The following is a 19,574-nucleotide window of genomic DNA, read 5'->3' as shown; positions in this document are numbered from 1 at the left end:
GTACTGTTAAAAAGATAATGCGATGAAGATTTTAAAGTTTGGAGGAACGTCTGTTGGATCTGTAGTTAATCTACATAGAGTAAAAGATATTCTTATCAGTGATCAAGACCAAAAGATTGTGGTGTGTTCTGCAATGTCTGGAGTGACAGATCAATTGGTAAATTTGGTGGCTTACATAAAGTTAAAAGATGCAGAAGCAATTACCAGAAACCTACATAAATTAGAAAATAAGCACATAGACGTTATCGATGAATTGATTGAAGATACTGAATTAAGAAATAACCTTAAAGATGGAGTATCTTCAATGATAACTGATATGTTAGAAGTGTCAAATCAAGGGTATTCCGAAGTTTTAAACGCCACGGTACTAACTTTCGGAGAAACATTACTAACTTATATTTTTTCAAATTTTTTAAATGCTACTGGAGTTGCTAACAAGTTGATTAGTGCTAAGGAGTTTATGAATGTAGATAATACAGATAATCCTAATATTCAGAAAGTTTCTAATAAACTTAATAAAATTTTAGAAGCTAATCCCTCTGAAATATATATTACTCAAGGATTTGTTTGTAAGGATCATTTGAATCAATTAAGCACATTAAAAAGAGGAGGAAGCGATTATACGGCTACTATAATTGGAGCAGCATTAAATGCGCATGAGATACAGATTTGGACGGATATTGATGGATTACATAATAACGATCCTAGATATGTTGAAGGAACAAATCCTATATCTCACCTAACTTATAATGAGGCAGCGGAATTAGCTTATTTTGGAGCAAAAATTTTACATCCGCAGACGGTATCGCCTGTTGTTGATATGGATATTCCTGTGTTATTAAAAAATACATTTGATCCAGAAGCTTCTGGGACTATTATTTCAAATAAAACATATAGAAAAGGTTTAAAAGCAATATCCGCAAAAGATGATATTACTGCTATTAAGATTAAATCAAATAGGATGTTGATGGCACATGGGTATCTTAGAAGAATTTTTGAAGTATTTGATAATTACCATACTTCAATTGATATGATAACTACCTCAGAGATTGCTATTTCTTTAACAATAGATGATACTACTTATATTGATGATATTGTAAAGGAAATAGAAGGATATGCAGAAGTAACGGTAGAGCAAAATCATAGTATCATATGTGTTGTAGGTGAATCCGTTATTAATGATAAAAACTCACATAAACTTTTTGAAGTACTAAATTATATACCGGTTAGAATGATTTCTTATGGAGGAAGTAATAATAATATTTCTATTCTTGTAGAGACTAAAGATAAAATACCAACCCTTAGGTTTTTAAATGAGAAATTGTTTCTTACGCATCCAGAAGTTATTCTCTAAATTGTTTGTTATGTAAAATGATGAGTAAAAGTTAGAGTACTAAAGCAATACGTACTTCTATAGCTGACAATAATTTTAAATTAATTAAAATTATTTTTTTTAAGAAATATAGGGTATCTCTTTAATTAACTGTTTTATACATAGAAACTAGAAACGTAAACCTATTATAATGTTAAAGAGAATTGTAGAAAAATATCGCTTAGAAATTGTTTTATTTGTTTTTTACTCAATCGTTGCGGTTACTTTTATTAAGCTTTTTGTATTTCAATAAATTTTATTAATGATACTAAAGAGAAAATTTCCTTATGGAAATCACTTTCTTTCTTTCTTTCTTTCTTTCAGTTTTTTGTTTCTAATCTCACGTAGCTATTTATAATAATCTATTATTTATAGGTTTATATCCATTCCATACTATTAATACAATGAAGTAGTAATGTCATTTTTTAGAGTTTTTGAAATTTATTTAAAAAAACTATCTATTTCGAGGTAACATGTACTCAATAACAAACACGTATTAATGATAGTAGTATTACACATAAGAAATATAGTACTACAGCTTTAATCAAAATAGAGAATATGCTTATTAAAGTCTTTGGAAGTGCAGTTTTTGGTGTTGAGGCGACAACAATTACAGTAGAAGTTAATATAGATAAAGGGATAGGGTATCACCTGGTTGGTTTACCAGACAATGCGATTAAAGAAAGTAGTTTCCGGATTGCAGCAGCATTACAGAATAACGGCTATAAACTTCCCGGAAAGAAAATCACAATTAATATGGCTCCTGCAGATCTTAGAAAAGAAGGATCTGCATATGACTTAACACTAGCCCTAGGGATTCTTGCAGCCAGCTCACAGATCAAAGGAGAAAGGATTTCTGATTACTTAATTATGGGTGAACTTTCTTTGGATGGAGGTCTTCAACCAATAAAAGGAGCATTGCCAATTGCTATTAAAGCAAGAGAAGAAGGGTATAAAGGTTTTATTTTACCTAAACAAAATGCTAAAGAAGCAGCAATAGTCGATAATCTTCAAGTATATGGTGTGGAAAACATCAAAGAAGTGATTGACTTTTTTGATGGAAAAGGAACATTGGAACAAACGATTGTGGATACTAGAGAAGAGTTTTTTAAAGAATTGGATAATCCAGAGTTTGATTTTGCAGATGTAAAAGGACAAGAAAGTATAAAAAGGTGTATGGAGATTGCTGCGGCGGGAGGGCATAATATCATTTTAGTAGGACCTCCAGGAAGTGGTAAAACCATGCTCAGTAAACGGTTGCCTAGTATTTTGCCACCAATGTCGCTACAAGAAGCATTAGAAACTACCAAAATTCATAGTGTAGTAGGCAGAATAAAAGATAATGTAGGATTAATGGCTCAAAGGCCATTTCGTAGTCCACATCATACAATTTCTAATGTTGCACTAGTTGGTGGGGGTAGTTATCCCCAACCTGGAGAAATCTCATTATCTCATAATGGAGTTTTGTTTTTGGATGAACTCCCGGAATTTAAAAGAGAAGTACTGGAAGTAATGCGACAACCATTAGAGGATCGAGAGGTAACGATATCTAGAGCAAAATTTACGGTTACCTATCCATCAAGTTTTATGTTAGTAGCGAGTATGAATCCTAGTCCAGGAGGATATTTTAATGATCCGGATGCACCGGTAACCTCATCTCCGGCAGAGATGCAACGATATCTTAGTAAGATCTCTGGGCCTTTGTTAGATCGTATTGATATTCACATCGAAGTGACTCCCGTACCTTTTGATAAATTAAGTGAAGAAAGAAGAGGAGAGAGTAGTGTGGATATTAGAAAAAGGGTAACTACCGCAAGAGATATTCAAACAACTCGATTTTCTGAATCTCAAAAAATTCATTATAACGCTCAGATGGGAGTTAAGCAAATCCGAAAATATTGCGCACTGGATGACGCTTCCAAAGAGTTATTGAAAACAGCTATGGAAAGATTAAATCTTTCTGCCAGAGCCTATGACAGAATTCTAAAAGTTTCCAGAACCATTGCTGATCTCGAAGGGGCAGAATCGATTAAAGGAGATCATATTTCCGAAGCGATACAATATCGTAGTTTGGATCGCGATGGTTGGTTGGGGTAAAATCTTAGTTAATGAAAGTATAAAATATTTTCCAATAATAAGATTAGGGTAATTTTAGCTTAACTTGTTATTACTAAAGAAGAAGACTTTTTTATCAAAGTGAATGAGTCAGTCATTTAATTATTTATTAACCTTTTAAATAAACTATGAAGTATTTTTATCTCTTTTTTGTGCTATTTTTCTGTGGAATAACTAACGCACAATACAATCAGGATGCCCCATGGATGCAAAGTCTTAAACAAAGTAAGAATGGTGGGGAATTTAAACCAACTTTTCAAGAAATTCAACAAGCTTTTAATACATATTGGGAAACTCGTGATCCAAGTGTAAAGGGTAGTGGATATAAACCATTTAAGAGATGGGAGTATATTTGGGAAGATGTTGTTGATGGTGAAGGTTATCTTCCAACATCTAAGGATAAATGGATTGCCTGGGAGCATAAAAATGAAACACAAAATAAATTGGTCTCTACAGATCTAAGTAATTGGGAAGCAATAGGTCCTTTTACTCATACAAACACAGGTTCTTGGTCTTCTGGTCAGGCAAGAATTAATGCGATTGTTGTAGATCCTAACGATACAAGTACTTGGTATGTGGGTACTCCGGCTGGAGGTCTATGGAAGTCAGTTGATGCGGGAAGTACTTGGGCTCCTTTAACAGATAACCTACCTCAGATAGGCGTTTCAGGTATAGCTGTTGATTATTCAAATTCGGACATTATTTATATTGCTACAGGTGATGATGATGGAAATGATACTCAAAGTGCAGGAGTTTTTAAATCAATAGATGGAGGACAAACTTGGAATCCGACAGGATTAGATCCTAATAATACTCCATCTTCAATGAATGAATTGTATATGCATCCAGCTAATTCTAATATTCTCTGGGTGGCTACTAATTTGGGAATGTATAAATCAATAGATGCAGGAGCAACTTGGAATGTGACGCTACCAGGTAATATTAAAGATGTTAAACTAAAACCAGGTAATCCCGATGTTATGTACGCTGTGACTCCAAATGAATTTTATAAATCAATTAATGGAGGAGATACATTTACAATGATCACTAATGGAGTTCCTATAGAAAATGGCAGAATAGTAATAGATGTAACACCAGCAAACAATGAATTTGTATATTTATTAAGTGTTAATACCGATGAATCTTTTAAAGGTGTATATCGTTCTGAAGATAGTGGAGATTCTTTTACAGTAAAAAATGTTTTTACAGACGTTATAGAGAGCCGACAGGCTTTTTATGATCTGGCTTTGGGTGTTTCTCAAACTAATGCAGAAGAAGTATTTGTTGGTTGTCTTAATGTATGGAAGTCGGATAATGGAGGCACTGCATTTAGTAAAGTAAATAATTGGAATGTTCCTCAAGGACCATCATATACACATGCCGATATACATATGATTAGGTCTTTTGGAGGTGTTATTTTTGTATGTTCTGATGGAGGTATTTATTCATCTACTGATGGAGGTATTAATTTTACTGACCATACGGCAGGAATTCAGGCAAGTCAGTTTTATAAAGTAGCTGTTTCTCCTAACGATCCAAATAAGATGGTTGGAGGATTACAAGATAATGGAGGTCATGCATATGATAATGGGAATGGTAATTGGATGAATTATTACGGCGCAGATGGTATGGATACTGCAATTGACCCTACGAATGATGATAAATATTTTGGATTTATCCAAAATGGAGGAGGTTTGTACAAATCTATTACAGCTGGAAGTAGCGGTTCTGGAAGCGTAGATCAACCACTTGGTTCTAATGGAAATTGGATAACACCTTTAGCAATAGATACTAATGGAGAATTATATGCAGGTTATAATAATTTATATCGTTTAAATGCATTTGAAACTGGATGGATAGAATTAGCAAATTTGGGTAACCCTGCGAATCAAATAGAAATAGCTCCATCAGATAATACTTTAATGTATATTGCAGTTGGGAGTATACTTAAAAAAACTAATGATTCGGGAACTACAGTCACTGACGTTTTTACTTTCGGGGGTAATATAAGAGGAATAGCAATACACAATACGGATCCAAATATTGTATGGGTTACAACATCATCTTCTGTTCAAAAGTCTATTGATGGAGGTGTCACATTTAATAATATTTCTTCTAATCTACCAGTTACTGATAATTATTTCTTTTTAAATGATATTGTTCATCATGCAGGGCAAGCACAAGATCCAATATATGTAGCTACAAGTATTGGCGTATATAGAAGTGTGACTGACGGTTCTTGGACTCCGTTTTTCAATAATTTACCAACTACTATTGTAAATGATTTAGAAATAAGTGTTTCTGATAATTCTATTACTGCAGCAACCTACGGAAGAGGTATTTGGAGATCTTCACTTCCTAGTTGTCTTACAATTACTGCAAAACAACAGTTTTCAGTAGATAATGGGACAATTGAAGAAGGATCCTTAATAAGTTTATGTACAGGACAATCGATTACATTCCAATTAGATGTCCAAACAGGAGATAGTCCTACGTTCAGTTGGTCTGGACCTAGTGATTTTTCGAGTACTGATTCATCAATAACTATCAATGACTTATCATTGAATGAGAGCGGAGAGTATCTAGTTACAATTAATGCAGCAAGTACTTGTGGAGCTATAGATTACTCTTTTTCTTTGGATATAGAAGAGGCTTTACTACCTATGGTTTCAGACATAGATGTTTGTGCAAATGATTCAGCAAATCTAAAAGCTTCGGGAAGTGCAGATTATAAATGGTATACTGCGGCTACTGGAGGGACAGAAATAGCAACAGGAGAATCTTATATAACCCCAGCTATAATAGCAGCTACGACATATTATGTTTCTGGAGTTTCGGCTGTTATAGTTTCGGAGCAAACTTCTTCACCTGATGTGAGTACTGCTACCGACTATGATTTTTCTCAAGGAATGATTTTTAATACCAATGATGATATTGTTATAGAATCTTTTATGATGTCTGCCATGTCCGCAGGAGATAGAACAATACAGGTTGCTGATAGCGCAGGTAATATTGTAGCTTCAACAACAGTAAATATTCCTTTGGGAGAATCACTGGTAACAGTTAATCTTAATGTTCCTAAAGGAAATAATAATATAATATCAGTATCTAGTGACCTTGTATCTATAAGAAGAACACCATCTGGTAATGGAGTTAGTTATCCGTATACATCACCTTCTAATGTAGTTTCAATTATTGGTAATACCGTAAACGCTTTTGATTTCTATTATTTTTTTTACGATTGGAATTTTACTTCTAAAGGGGGGCGATGCGAATCAATAAGAACACCAATTAATGTTAATCTTGCTACAGATAATCCAGACTTATCAGATGGAGATACTGAATACAGTATTGATGGTGGTTCAGCGGTATCTTTTAGTGATGGAGAAACTATAGAAGTTATACAAGATTTAGATATTGAATTAACAATACCCGCTTCTCCGTTTAATGCTTCAGTAGTATGGACTGCTCCCGGAGGTCAGACGTATAATACCGATAGCATTAGTTTTAATAATATTGAACTTAATGGAGATGAAGATGGAGATTGGACCGTAGAAGTTATTTTTGGCACCAATTGTGGAGCTGCTCCTCAAGTCATTAGTTTTGTTTTAGATGTTAAGTCCACTACTCTTAGTGTTGATGATTTTGATTTTGATACGATTAGAGTTTACCCTAATCCAACCAAAAACAAATTATATATAGATAATACAGTGGATTTTCTTAATCCAACTATAACAGTTTTTGATATTAGAGGAAGAAAATTAAACAACCCAGTTGATATTCAGAGAATAACTTCAAAGCAAGTTGAGTTGAACACTTCATTTTTAACCTCTGGTGCATATTTCATTATTATAGAAAATGATCAAAAAAGATTAGTTAAAAAAATGGTTAAGGAATAATTATATAAATTTTATTTACTTTTCTTGAATTAAATTTTAAAAAGCTCTCTAGGTTCTGAATTTTTCCAAAATAGAATCAAGAGAGCTTTTTCTGTTTTTCAACTTCAGAATGTATCGTAGTTTGGATCGTTATGGTTGGTTGGGGTAAACCTTAAAATTTTGACGGATATAGAAAGTTTATTGAATAAAAAACAGTCTTTTTAACTTTTTTTTAATAATCCGTCAACATGTATACTCATCTTGTTCAATTACTTTTATCCCATAATCAAAAAACTAAACTATGAAAAATCAGATATCTAGGATGCTACTTGTAGGAATATCCTTTTTATTTTTCACAATCGTTTCTTGTAAGAAAGAAACAGAAGTACAAGCACAATCAGAAACTAAAGAAGTTGGTAAGTTATCCATCGATTTCGAAAAGTATGAATTAGAAAACGGTCTTCAGGTAGTTTTACATCAGGATAAATCAGATCCTATTGTTTCTTTAGCTATTCAGTATGGAGTTGGATCTAACCGCGAAAAAACTGGAAGAACTGGATTTGCTCATTTATTTGAACATATGTTGTTCCAAGAATCAGAGAATGTACCTCAGGATCAATTCTTTAAAATAATTCAGGATGTTGGAGGAACTCTTAATGGAGGAACTTGGCAGGATGGAACTATATACTATGAAGTAGTTCCTAAAAATGCAATGGAAACAGTTATGTGGTTAGAATCTGATAGAATGGGATTCTTAATCAATACTGTTACGGAAGGTGCTTTTAAGAATCAGCAAGAAGTGGTTCAGAATGAAAAAAGACAACGTGTAGACAACAACCCTTATGGACATACCAGTTGGGTCATCGACAAAAATATTTTCCCAGAAGGACATCCATATAACTGGCAGGTAATTGGTGAGTTAGTAGACCTTCAGAATGCAACGGTAGAAGATGTAAAAGAATTTTATGATAAGTATTATGGCCCAAACAATGCAACTTTAGTACTTGCAGGAGATTTTGAAACTGCAGATGCTAAAGCAATGATCGAAAAGTATTTTGGCGAGATCAAAAAAAGACAAACTGTAGAAAAACTTAAAGTTCAGAATGTGACCTTATCAGAAACGAAAAGGTTTATGCACGAAGATAATTTTGCTACTACTGCACAGCTTAATATGGTTTGGCCAACCGTAGAACAATATACTAAGGATGCATATGCACTAGACTTTTTAGGAGAATTATTGGCAGAAGGAAAGAAAGCACCTTTATATAAAGTATTAGTAAAAGAGAAAGAATTAACTTCTGATACGAATGCTTGGAATCGCTCTATGGAAATTGCAGGAAAATTTAGAGTTAATATTACAGCTAATGAAGGAAAAAGCCTAGCTGATATCGAAGCTGGGGTTTTTGAAGCATTTAAGAAATTTGAAGAAGAAGGAATCACTGAAACAGATATTGAGCGTATTAAAGCAGGTCTAGAAACGCAATTCTACAATGGAATCAGTAGTGTGTTAGGAAAATCGTTTCAATTAGCTCAGTATAACGTTTTTGCAGGAGATCCTGGATTTATAACTAAAGATATAGAAAATATTAAAGCGGTTACTAAGGAAGATGTAGTTAGAGTTTATAATACATACATCAAGGATAAGCCTTATATAATCACTAGTTTTGTGCCTAAAGGAAAGACTGATTTGGCAGCAAATGATTCTGTGAAAGCAGCTGTGGTAGAGGAAGAAATCAAGGAAAATGTAGAAACTGCTGTAGCTGAGGTACAAGAAGAAATAGAGAAAACACCTTCCGCTATTGATCGATCTGTAGCTCCAAAAGAAGGAGAATCACCTAAATTGAATGTGCCATCTTCTTGGAATACGACACTGGCTAATGGTATGAAAGTATATGGTATTGAACAAAATGAACTTCCGTTAGCAAATTTCAGTTTGATAATATCAGGAGGACATTTATTAGACTCTTTTGATAAAGTAGGTGTTGCTAACCTTATGACTGATATCTTGATGGAAGGAACAGCTACTAAAACTCCTGAGCAATTAGAAGAAGAAATAGAATTACTAGGAGCTTCCATTAATATGTATACGACAAGAGAAGCTATAGTGATTAGTGGAAACACCTTAGTTCGTAATTTAGAGAAGACTATTGATTTAGTAGAAGAGATTCTTATGGAACCAAGATGGGATGAAGAGGAGTTTGGTAGAATTAAGACAAAAACTATTAATGATATTAAAAGATCTGCCGCTAACCCTAATGTTGTAGCTAGAAATGTATATAATAAAGTACTTTATGGTGAAAAACATATGTTTGCATATCCTACAATCGGAACAGTTGCGTCTGTAGAATCGATCACTATTGATGATTTAAAACAATTTTATACGAACAATTTCTCTCCTTCTGTGAGTAAGTTTCAGATTGTAGGAGATTTAAATCAAGATAAGGCACTTACTGCTCTTAAAAATTTAGAAAGTAAATGGGCAAGTAAAGAAGTAACGATTCCGGAATATGAGATTGTAAACAATAGAGATAAATCTTCATTATATTTTGTAGATATTCCTAATGCAAAGCAATCTGTTATTAATATTGGTTATCTCTCTATGGCTCGTACGGATGAGGATTATTTTCCTGCGACTGTTATGAACTATAAATTAGGAGGATCTTTCTCTGGAAATGTAAATCTAATTCTTAGAGAAGAAAAAGGATATACATATGGTGCCAGATCAGGATTTAGTGGTAGCAAGATTCCTGGAACATTTACTGCGTCTTCTAGCGTACGTACGAATACTACTTTTGAATCTGTGAAAATCTTTAAAGATGAGATAGAAAAATATAAAGGAGGAATTTCTGAAGAAGACTTAGAATTTACTAAAAATGCTTTGATCAAATCAAACGCACGTAGATTTGAGACTCAGGGAGCATTGTTAGGGATGTTACAAGAAATGGGTCGATATGATCTTGACCCTAATTATATAGCTAAAGAAGAAACAATTATCGAAGGAATGACTCTTGAGCAACATAAAGCATTAGCTAACAAATATCTTGATGAGTCCAAAATGGCTTATTTAGTTATTGGTGATGGAGCTACTCAATTTGAGCAATTTAAGAATGCGGGTTTTGATGAAGTATTAATGTTAGACAAAGATGCTAAAGAAGTGAAATTGTCCGATGTAAAGATGTAAGTATTACACCGTTCTGATATTAAAAAAATAAGGGAGAAAATTTAATTTTCTCCCTTATTTTAATTTATCTTGATCTTATATGAAAATGATAAAAAAACTAAATGGAGTTATTTTAATTTCAGATGAGGAAGAAAACTCCTGAATAACGACTTTTATTGATCTAAGTCGAAATATAGTTATTGAATAATTTTCTAACGAGGTAAGAATTTAAAAGAAACAATTTTATAGGGTTAATTCATATAAGAACTCTACTTAATTACTATTATGTTTTATTTTTATTTTTTGAACCAGTTTACAAACATATTTTTTAAATTCCATGTTTCGAATCCCATACCCATCCAATCCGATTAATTCAACATTTCTTGACTCTTTTGACATTAAATGAATATAAAACAAGGAATATCCATCTATTTTAAACCAGATCTCGTTTTCTTTCTGTAAAATTTCATAAGTGCTGCACTCTTTAGAAAAAGGAGATTCTTTAATTAGTGAATAATTTTCATAATTGATACATTCATAATGTCGTTCAATTTTTGACCAATAGGATTGATAATACAACAATATAATTGCGATGCCTATTATCAGTAAAATAATTGTTATCATGATTATGTGAAGTTTATTTAATTCCTAGTAATTACCAATAGATTGGCTAACGGGAAAGAAGTTTAGGTCTATTGGTTGGTGATTTAAAATTAATTCACTTTTTTCTATATCATTTTCAAACGTCACAATTTTTTCTAACGCTCCTAATTGATTGTATATTTTCCATGGACCTTGTCGTTTACCTTCCACAAACGTACCTTCAATTTTTATCTTCCCATCAGAATAAAAAGCTTTCCAATTACCATGTTCCTCACCATTATTATAATTTTCGATAAAGGTTAAGGCTCCATTTTTATTATAAATTTTCCACTGACCCTGAGTTTTATCATTTTTGAATGCTCCTTCCTTTTTTAATTTTCCGTTAGTGTAAAAGAGTTTCCATGATCCGTTTAATTTGTTACCCTTTGTCTCTCTTATTTCTTTAATTGAACCATTGTTATAGTAGAATGTATTCTGAATATTTTTCTGTTTACCAATATTTGAATAAGTACTATCTGTAATTTTGTTAGTTAAGAGTGCCAATTCCTGAGCGTTAGTTTTGGTAAAGAAAAATAGATTTAAAAATGACAATAGAGTAAAGAGTATCTTTTTCATAATAAAGGTGCTTTTAGTTTTAATCTTTACAAAGATTCGGAATAAAACAGATTTTGAGTACACCTCTTATAGTGAAAATACCTTCACTGTTTTCAGGGAATGAAAATTCTTAGGTCTATAGGTTATAACATTAAATTTTCCTTTCTTAATTAGAGTACAATAAAACAGTAATTTTTTAGGGACATTTAACCCTTTATTCAAAAGTTATTTTCCTTTATAGATTCCGTGTTTTAGCTATGCTAACTTATCTGTCTAAAACATAATTTTATATCATCTTAATCAAACCTATAATTCCCTTTTTAATTGATTAAGAGTACTTACCCCACTTATTAGTATAAACCCGCCCTATTTCTTTGGATTTTAAAATGTACATCATTTTTTGTTTTTAACTCTTGATGCAGAAGAAAGTGATTTTTGAAAACAGTTAATTCATAATTAAAAGAATATGATATTCGAGGTATTACAAATTATTACGGAAGAGGTCAACAATTTCTTCAATATAGAAATCGAAGAAAAACCGGTTTCATTAGATAATATAGCCTTTATAGAATCAGAAACTAACGAAAATTCAAACACCAGTAATAATGTAGTACTATCATTACTGCATACAGAGGAGGAAGCTACATTAAAAAACATACTCAACCATCAAATAGAAGGAACCAAAGTTGTCTACAAAAATAACAAGGTTCATTTGAATCTATATCTAATGTTTTCTGCTAATAGAAGTGATTATACAGAATCACTAAAAAGTTTATCAAAAATCATAGAGTTTTTCCAGTCAAAAAGAATTTTTACACAAAGTAATACCAGTTTTGATAGAGAAGTAGATGGAATGGATAAGATTAGAGGCTTTCGATTTACAGTAGAACTCTTTAGTCCATCCTTCGAAGAGATGAATTTTATCTGGGGTACACTTGGAGGTAAACAGTATCCTTCTGTAATATATAAAGCAAGTGTTCTCGAAATCGAAAGAGATGTTACACAATCGGAAGGAAGTTTAATCACCGAAATAAATGGAACTCTAAATCATAAATAAAATGGCATTTAGAACACTATATAAAACATTGTTTGAGATAGAGCTATTACATTCTTATTTCCTGGATGACGGATTGTCTCCTTATATATCTATGAATGATGATGATAAAAAAGAACAACTAAAAAACTACAATTTTTTAGATTATATCAATGTGATCCCAACATACGCAACTCAGGCAACCTTAAGAAATCATAAGTTAGTTTTAAGAAAGGGGCTGGGTAGTTTCAGAATATTAGGTAGTGTGATTGAAGAAAATAATAAATTTAAATCGCATAGGTTTTTAGAAAATGATCTAAAACTTACCTTTTTGGTATACATAAAAGATCATTTATTTGATAACTATACTGAATTAACACAAACTGATAATAGACTTTATTATTTTTCTAATAGGCAACCATCCACTGAAGCAGATCCGTACTCATATATTCATCTAAGTTCCTCAAACGATCTCATTACTGATGATTTTTTATTAACAGAAGAAAGCACAAGACAGCTATGGTTCGATTTGGAGCAAGACAATATAAGAGCAGAAATAGCGACACGATTAGATCTTGTTGCAGAACTAGATAATGATGATCTGGTTACAGACGAAGGAAAAAAAATTATAGATCAATACATCCAAAAAGAACAAGGTAGAGGATTATTAGGAATCATAGAACTACAAATGGTTGGTGATGATAATATGGACGTCCTAGAGATAGATAGTACAGATCCTAATGATATTAAAAGTTTCTTATTAGATCCCACTCCAGTATATAAACTTCATTTCCAAAACAGGAAAACCATTTGGAAGTATATTAAGAAATCGGATGAAAACGAATTGGAAACTTCTTCAGTAAAACCTTTAACCAGAAATGGTTTTATAGAAATTGATCCAGATGCCGATTTTTCTGGTCCATTACCCACAGATATAGATAAATACATTTTTCCTAACCCTACGGTTAACATTATAAAACAAATTACTGACGTAAACACAAATATAACAACAACATATTCTGAAATTTTTATTTAAAAAACAATTAAAATTATGGCAACTACGTACAAAACACCAGGGGTCTATATCGAGGAGATTGTAAAATTTCCTCCTTCGGTAGCCCAAGTAGAAACAGCAATACCGGCTTTTATAGGATACACAGAGAAAGCAATGAAAAAAGCCGAAGGAGATTTGGACAATATTCCCACAAGAATTACTTCCTTATTGGAATACGAAACCTATTTTGGAAATGCAAAAAAAGAAACTGATATCACAGTTTCAGTAATAGACGAAGTGATATCAGCTACGCCTCCAACATCGGCGAATAAGTCTCCGTTTATGATGTTCTACGCTATGCAAATATATTTTGCAAATGGAGGGGGTCCTTGCTATATAGTATCTGTAGGGCAGTATGATGCTAATCTTTCATTTCCAGCTACACTTGTAGAATTTTCTAAATTAAATATAGGATTGGATTTAATTAGAAAAGAAGATGAACCAACTTTATTGGTGTTTCCAGATGCAACATCGCTTTTAAGTGATGGGGATTTTTATAACCTTTATAAGAATGCCTTAGCACAATGTAAAGATTTACAAGATAGGTTTACAATTATCGATACCTACTCTGATGCAGAGTATAACAACGATCTAAATAATGATGTAAATCCAGACGCTGCAGTTCGTGATGGTATTAATTCTGAAAAAGATTATTTAAAGTATGGTGCTGTATACTATCCGTTCTTAGAAACAATCTTAGATTATTCATATGATGAAAGTCAAATTGATGTAACCCAAAGCGCAGCAGGTCCAGCGGATGTTCAACAAGAAGTTCAGGATATTGCAGATGCAATCGATACTACAGAAATTGATGACCATATTTTGGACTTAGATGATTTAGAAACACAAGTGAATAACGCAGCAGATGATGCCGCTTCTATTGCATTAGTTCCTAATATTCAAGCAAAAATAAATGAGATTATTAGTTATATACAAACTCTAAAATCAGGATTAAAGAACGGTTTGGACATAGCTAGAGCAGACGGAAGTGCTGACACAGAAGCTAACGCGCTAGATACTTGGATGACGGATGAATTAGAGCAAACAGTGTTGGATCTAAATAAAACTATTGATAGACTCAATAGTGACGACTCTAAACTTACAGTGCAAAATGAGATTTCAACAAGTACGACAAATGATCCGTCTTTACGAAGAGTTTTAGGAGTCCATAATGATGATGCAGCAGCGGACTCAATGAAATCAAAAGTAGATACTTTAATTGCTTCAGGAGAATTGTTTACGTTGATAGCTGCTTTACCATCCTCTGGTGGGGGAACAACAACAGTAAAATTAAATACGCTGGAACCAACAGATAATGCTTTGTATAACAGAATCAAAGCAGAAATAGGTTTGCTGCCTATAAAACTACCACCAAGTTCTGCAATGGCAGGAGTGTACGCTCGTGTTGATAGTGATCGTGGAGTATGGAAAGCACCAGCTAATGTGAGTGTTAATTATGTAACGAAACCATCTGTTCAGGTATCTCACGAAGATCAATTTGATCTAAACGTACATACAACTGGTAAATCAATAAATGCCATCAGAACTTTTACAGGAAAAGGAACATTAGTTTGGGGAGCAAGAACTTTAGCAGGTAATGATAAAGAATGGAGATATGTTCCAGTAAGAAGATTCTTTAATATGGCAGAAGAATCCATCAAGAAAGCAACAGAGCAATTCGTTTTTGAGCCAAATGATATGAATACTTGGGTTCGTGTAAAAGCAATGATTAATAACTTCTTAACACTACAATGGAGAGCAGGAGCACTTGCCGGGCCAACACCTGATAAAGCATTTTACGTTAATGTTGGTTTAGGAGAGACGATGACAGCTAATGATATTCTTGATGGTAATATGATTATTGAAATCGGAATGGCAGTGGTAAGACCAGCGGAGTTTATTATTCTAAAATTCTCTCATAAAATGCAGGAAGCTTAGAGTAGATTTTTAGTAGCTAGATATTAGTAGTTAGTAAATAAAATAACCATAAAGTAAATCATTAATAATAACATCTCTCTTTTGCCAAACAAGTAACTTAAAAAAAAATACTTCTCCCTTTTTTAGGGAGATGCCTGAAAGGCAGAGGAGTTTAAAACATAGAAATCATGGCAGAATATCCATTACCAAAGTTCCATTTTAAGGTTACAATTGGCGGTGATACCGAATTAAATTGTACCGAAGTATCAGGTTTAGATTTTGAAACCGAAGTAATTGAATACAGAGGCGGAGCGGACAATGATTATTTCAAGAAAAAGCAACCTGGAATGACCAAGTTTGCTAATATTTCAATTAAGAGAGGAACCTTTGCCTCAACAAAAGGTCAGTTCTACGATATGTGGAAAAAGAATGTATTCTTTCAAGAAGGCGAAGAACAATACAGAAGTGATCTTACGATCAGTTTACTAGATGAAAAACACGAACCTATCGTTACCTGGGAAGCTGCAGATGCGTGGTTGTTGAAAATCCAATCAACTGACTTAAAAGCCGATGGAAACGAGATCGCAATAGAATCCGCAGAATTTGTAATTAACAGTCTTAAACTTGCTTCATAATGGCTACCTATTATCCACCAGTTGGATTTCACTTCAGTGTAGAGTTTACCGGTTTGTCTACTGGTGATAAAGATCATCAGTTTCAATCCGTCTCTGGACTAACTGTTGATATTGAAACTGAAGAAATTACAGAAGGTGGAGAAAATAGATTCAAGCATAAAATTCCAGTAAGGACGAAGTATCCTAATCTTGTTTTAAAGAGAGGTTTATTAGTCGATTCAGAAGTAGTGGATTGGTGTAAAAAAGCAGTAGAGAATTTTGATTTTGAGCCTATAGATCTCATTGTTAAACTTCTTAACGAAAAGCACGAACCACTACTATCTTGGAACATTGTGCATGCATATCCTATAAAATGGTCAATAGCAGATTTTAATGCAGAAGAAAGCAAAGTAGTTATAGAAACGATTGAATTAGTATACAACTATTATAATACCATAACATAATAATGGGTGCAATAGAGATCAAAGAGCTTCATATCAAAATTAATGTTGATAATGAAAAAAGTAAATCCGTTAGTAATGATTCTAAAAAATCTGAAAGTAATAAGGATGTGATCATTGCTGAGTGTGTGGAACAAGTTATGGAGATCATTGCTAAACAAACTGAACGATAGTTATGAGTACAGGAGAATTAACAAAACTAAAGATTAAAGCCTATAGTGATCCTCAATTTAATAATGAGGTTGCTGATGGAGAATTTACCACTTTGGTAAATCCCGAGAAGTATACCTTTAATTATAAGATCGAACAGAATGAAGATCAAGCATCAGGTACGAGTGATTTATCTCCTAGATTCAATAAAAAACTTCCAGAAGACCTAGCGTTAGAATTTCTTTTTGATAGAACTGGCGTGATTATTCATTATGGTAGTAATCCAGATGAAAGCTCTGATGATACAGTCTTTAAGGATAAAGGCGAAGGTGTTATCGAGGATATCGAAAAGTTTAAAAAAGTAATTCTTGACTATAATGGTGATGAGCACAAACCTAATTATGTAATGATTTATTGGGGAACCTTATTATTTAAAGGAAGTCTGACCGAAATGAGTGTTGAGTTTAAACTTTTTAAATCAGACGGTACTCCAATAAGAGCAGTTGCAAAGGCAAAGTTTCAAGGATTTGTAGAGGATGATTTACGAGTAGCTAAAGAGAATAATCAATCCCCAGATTTAACTCACATTCGTTTGGTAAAAGAAGGAGATACATTGCCGCTAATGTCGCATCGCATTTATGGAGATTCAAAGTATTATTTAGAAATAGCAAAGGTAAATGAACTGTCATCTTTTAGAAAACTCGAAGTAGGAAAAGAAATCTTTTTTCCACCTATAGAAAAAATATCATAATTATGGCAGAAGGTAGCGTTATACAAACCTCGAAGAATGCAGATCTAGTTACTCATAAACTTCTATTAGCAGGAGAGGAACTGTCAAAAAAATATCAGGTTAAGACCATAGCTATAGAAAAAGAGGTTAATAGAATCTCAACAGCTAAGATTATTTTGATAGATGGGGAACCGGCAAAGCAAGATTTTGAATTAAGTAATGAAGAATTATTAATTCCAGGTACTGAAATCGAAATAACAGCCGGATATCATTCCGATGAAGAAACAGTTTTTAAGGGTGTTGTAATCAAACACAATATAAGAATAAGAACCAATGGTTCTTACCTAATTCTCGAATGTAAAGATGAATCTGTTAAACTAACAATCGGTAGAAAAAGTAAGTACTTCTATGAAAATAAGGATAGTGGAATTATTGAAGAGATTATTGATACCTACGGAATTGATAAGGATGTAGAAGCTACTAATTATGAACATAAAGAACTGGTGCAGTATAATATTTCTGATTGGGATTTTATAGTGAGTAGAGCACAGGCAAATGGGAAACTTTGTTTCGTGGATGATGGGAAATTAAGCATCAAAAAACCTGATTTTGGTACTACAGAAATAGAAACAGTCACCTTTGGTGCTACTATGTTGGATTTAGATGCAGAAATAGACGCAAGACATCAGATTGATAAGGTAACAGCGTATAGTTGGAATTATGCTGATCAAGAGCTTGTTGAGATTGAAGCGGCTGATCCTGCTGTATCCTTAAACGGAAATTTAGAACCTTCCGATTTAGCCACGGTAATAGCACTAGAAAACTTAGAATTAAGACACGGTGGAGCACTTTCTACCACAGAAATGCAAGATTGGAGTGATGCTAAATGGATGTTTCAGCAGCTTTCTAAAATTAGGGGTAGAGTTAAATTTCAGGGTATTCCAGCTGTAAAACCAGGAACAATTTTAAATCTACAAGGTGTTGGAGATCGCTTTAACGGGAAGGTATATGTTACTGGTATAAGCCATCACATTTCTGAAGGAAATTGGACAGTAGATGCACAGTTTGGAATTAACCCTAAGTGGTTTTCAGAAACATATGATACGAATCCGATGCCAGCATCTGGTTTATTATCTGGAGTGTGTGGATTGCAAATTGGTATTGTGAGTCAGCTCGAAGAAGATCCGGATGGAGAGAATCGGATATTGGTACAATTGCCAATAGTAAATAATGAGGAGCAAGGTGTTTGGTGCCGTGTAGCTTCTTTAGACGCTGGAGAAAATAGAGGCGCTTTTTTTCTTCCTGAAATATCTGATGAGGTGATTATAGGCTTTATCAATGATGACCCTAATGATGGAGTGGTATTAGGAATGTTACATAGTAGTGCTAAACCTTCACCAATTACAGCAAGTGATGATAATCATGAAAAAGGATTTGTTACCAGAAGCGAGATGAAAGTGCTGTTTGATGATGATAAAAAATCAATAAGTATCGAAACACCTGCAGGAAAGAAGATAGTACTAGATGAAGATGCAGGATCTATAATAGTAGAAGACGATAATTCTAATGTAATTACCATAGATGATTCGGGAATAGCAATAGAAAGTGCTAGCGATATAAACCTAACGGCATCAGGAGATGTAAATATCGAAGGCACTAACGTAAATATTACAGCCAATGCACAGTTTAAAGCAGAAGGATCAGCAGGAGTCGAGATGTCCTCTAGCGCAACAGCAACGCTTAAAGGTTCTTTAGTTCAGATTAATTGAGTGTTAAGTGACTAGTATTGAGTATACAAAGAATTAATTCCCTCCTTGAGGAGGGCTAGGGAGGTGTTTTAATACGCATCTATACCCTATAATGAAATAGTAAATTAGAGCTAACAACTATAAA

14 protein-coding genes are annotated in these 19,574 nt (G+C 33.2%); 12 read left to right on the top strand and 2 right to left on the bottom strand.

The window, feature by feature from the left end; genetic code table 11:
- Window positions 1-22 precede the first annotated feature (22 nt).
- The 4 genes from Q0921_RS22000 (at window position 23) to Q0921_RS21985 (ending at window position 10,546) form a co-directional block, all read left to right on the top strand.
- The gene (locus tag Q0921_RS22000; protein ID WP_299260816.1) at window positions 23-1,354 is read left to right on the top strand and encodes an aspartate kinase; all 1,332 of its coding nucleotides are present in this window, start codon (window positions 23-25) and stop codon (window positions 1,352-1,354) included.
- Window positions 1,355-1,930: 576 nt separating this feature from the next.
- On the top strand, window positions 1,931-3,469 hold the full coding sequence (locus Q0921_RS21995) for a YifB family Mg chelatase-like AAA ATPase (protein ID WP_299260813.1): 1,539 nt from the start codon (window positions 1,931-1,933) through the stop codon (window positions 3,467-3,469).
- Window positions 3,470-3,615: 146 nt separating this feature from the next.
- Window positions 3,616-7,386, top strand: a complete 3,771-nt coding sequence (locus Q0921_RS21990; RefSeq protein WP_299260811.1) for a T9SS type A sorting domain-containing protein — start codon at window positions 3,616-3,618, stop codon at window positions 7,384-7,386.
- A gap of 280 nt (window positions 7,387-7,666) precedes the next feature.
- Window positions 7,667-10,546 (top strand): pitrilysin family protein, encoded by a 2,880-nt coding sequence (locus Q0921_RS21985; protein ID WP_299260809.1) that lies wholly within the window; start codon window positions 7,667-7,669, stop codon window positions 10,544-10,546.
- Between the two features lie 252 nt (window positions 10,547-10,798).
- Here Q0921_RS21985 and Q0921_RS21980 read toward each other — a convergent pair whose 3' ends face one another.
- Together Q0921_RS21980 and Q0921_RS21975 are read right to left on the bottom strand one after the other, a co-directional pair.
- Window positions 10,799-11,149 carry a hypothetical protein gene (locus Q0921_RS21980; protein WP_299260807.1) on the bottom strand — a complete coding sequence of 117 codons (351 nt, stop codon included), beginning with the start codon at window positions 11,147-11,149 and terminating at the stop codon, window positions 10,799-10,801.
- Between the two features lie 24 nt (window positions 11,150-11,173).
- Window positions 11,174-11,743 carry a hypothetical protein gene (locus Q0921_RS21975; RefSeq protein WP_299260804.1) on the bottom strand — a complete coding sequence of 190 codons (570 nt, stop codon included), beginning with the start codon at window positions 11,741-11,743 and terminating at the stop codon, window positions 11,174-11,176.
- 445 nt (window positions 11,744-12,188) lie between these two features.
- Here Q0921_RS21975 and Q0921_RS21970 point away from each other — a divergent pair, with 445 nt between their 5' ends.
- The 8 genes from Q0921_RS21970 to vgrG all read left to right on the top strand — a co-directional run bounded on the left by Q0921_RS21970 (window position 12,189) and on the right by vgrG (window position 19,450).
- Window positions 12,189-12,779, top strand: a complete 591-nt coding sequence (locus tag Q0921_RS21970) for a DUF4255 domain-containing protein (RefSeq protein WP_299260802.1) — start codon at window positions 12,189-12,191, stop codon at window positions 12,777-12,779.
- 1 nt (window position 12,780) lies between these two features.
- Window positions 12,781-13,791, top strand: a complete 1,011-nt coding sequence (locus Q0921_RS21965) for a hypothetical protein (RefSeq protein ID WP_299260800.1) — start codon at window positions 12,781-12,783, stop codon at window positions 13,789-13,791.
- A gap of 15 nt (window positions 13,792-13,806) precedes the next feature.
- Window positions 13,807-15,747: a phage tail sheath C-terminal domain-containing protein gene (locus Q0921_RS21960; RefSeq protein ID WP_299260798.1), complete on the top strand. Its 1,941-nt coding sequence runs from the start codon at window positions 13,807-13,809 to the stop codon at window positions 15,745-15,747.
- Window positions 15,748-15,914: 167 nt separating this feature from the next.
- A complete protein-coding gene (locus tag Q0921_RS21955; RefSeq protein WP_299260796.1) occupies window positions 15,915-16,361 on the top strand; it encodes a phage tail protein in 447 nt (148 codons plus the stop codon).
- Entirely contained in the window at window positions 16,361-16,804 is a 444-nt protein-coding gene (locus Q0921_RS21950) for a phage tail protein (protein WP_280929528.1), read from the top strand. Before Q0921_RS21955 ends, Q0921_RS21950 begins: the two co-directional genes overlap by 1 nt.
- Window positions 16,805-16,806: 2 nt before the next feature.
- Window positions 16,807-16,974, top strand: a complete 168-nt coding sequence (locus tag Q0921_RS21945) for a DUF5908 family protein (protein ID WP_299260794.1) — start codon at window positions 16,807-16,809, stop codon at window positions 16,972-16,974.
- 2 nt (window positions 16,975-16,976) lie between these two features.
- Window positions 16,977-17,702: a LysM peptidoglycan-binding domain-containing protein gene (locus Q0921_RS21940; RefSeq protein ID WP_299260793.1), complete on the top strand. Its 726-nt coding sequence runs from the start codon at window positions 16,977-16,979 to the stop codon at window positions 17,700-17,702.
- Between the two features lie 2 nt (window positions 17,703-17,704).
- Window positions 17,705-19,450 carry a type VI secretion system tip protein VgrG gene (gene vgrG, locus Q0921_RS21935; protein ID WP_299260791.1) on the top strand — a complete coding sequence of 582 codons (1,746 nt, stop codon included), beginning with the start codon at window positions 17,705-17,707 and terminating at the stop codon, window positions 19,448-19,450.
- The last annotated feature ends 124 nt before the right edge of the window (window positions 19,451-19,574 follow it).

It is taken from the genome of uncultured Aquimarina sp. (assembly GCF_947496855.1).
Taxonomy (GTDB): Bacteria; Bacteroidota; Bacteroidia; order Flavobacteriales; family Flavobacteriaceae; genus Aquimarina.
Note: the sequence above shows the minus strand (reverse complement) of the source record. Positions and strands in the feature narration are given on the sequence as shown.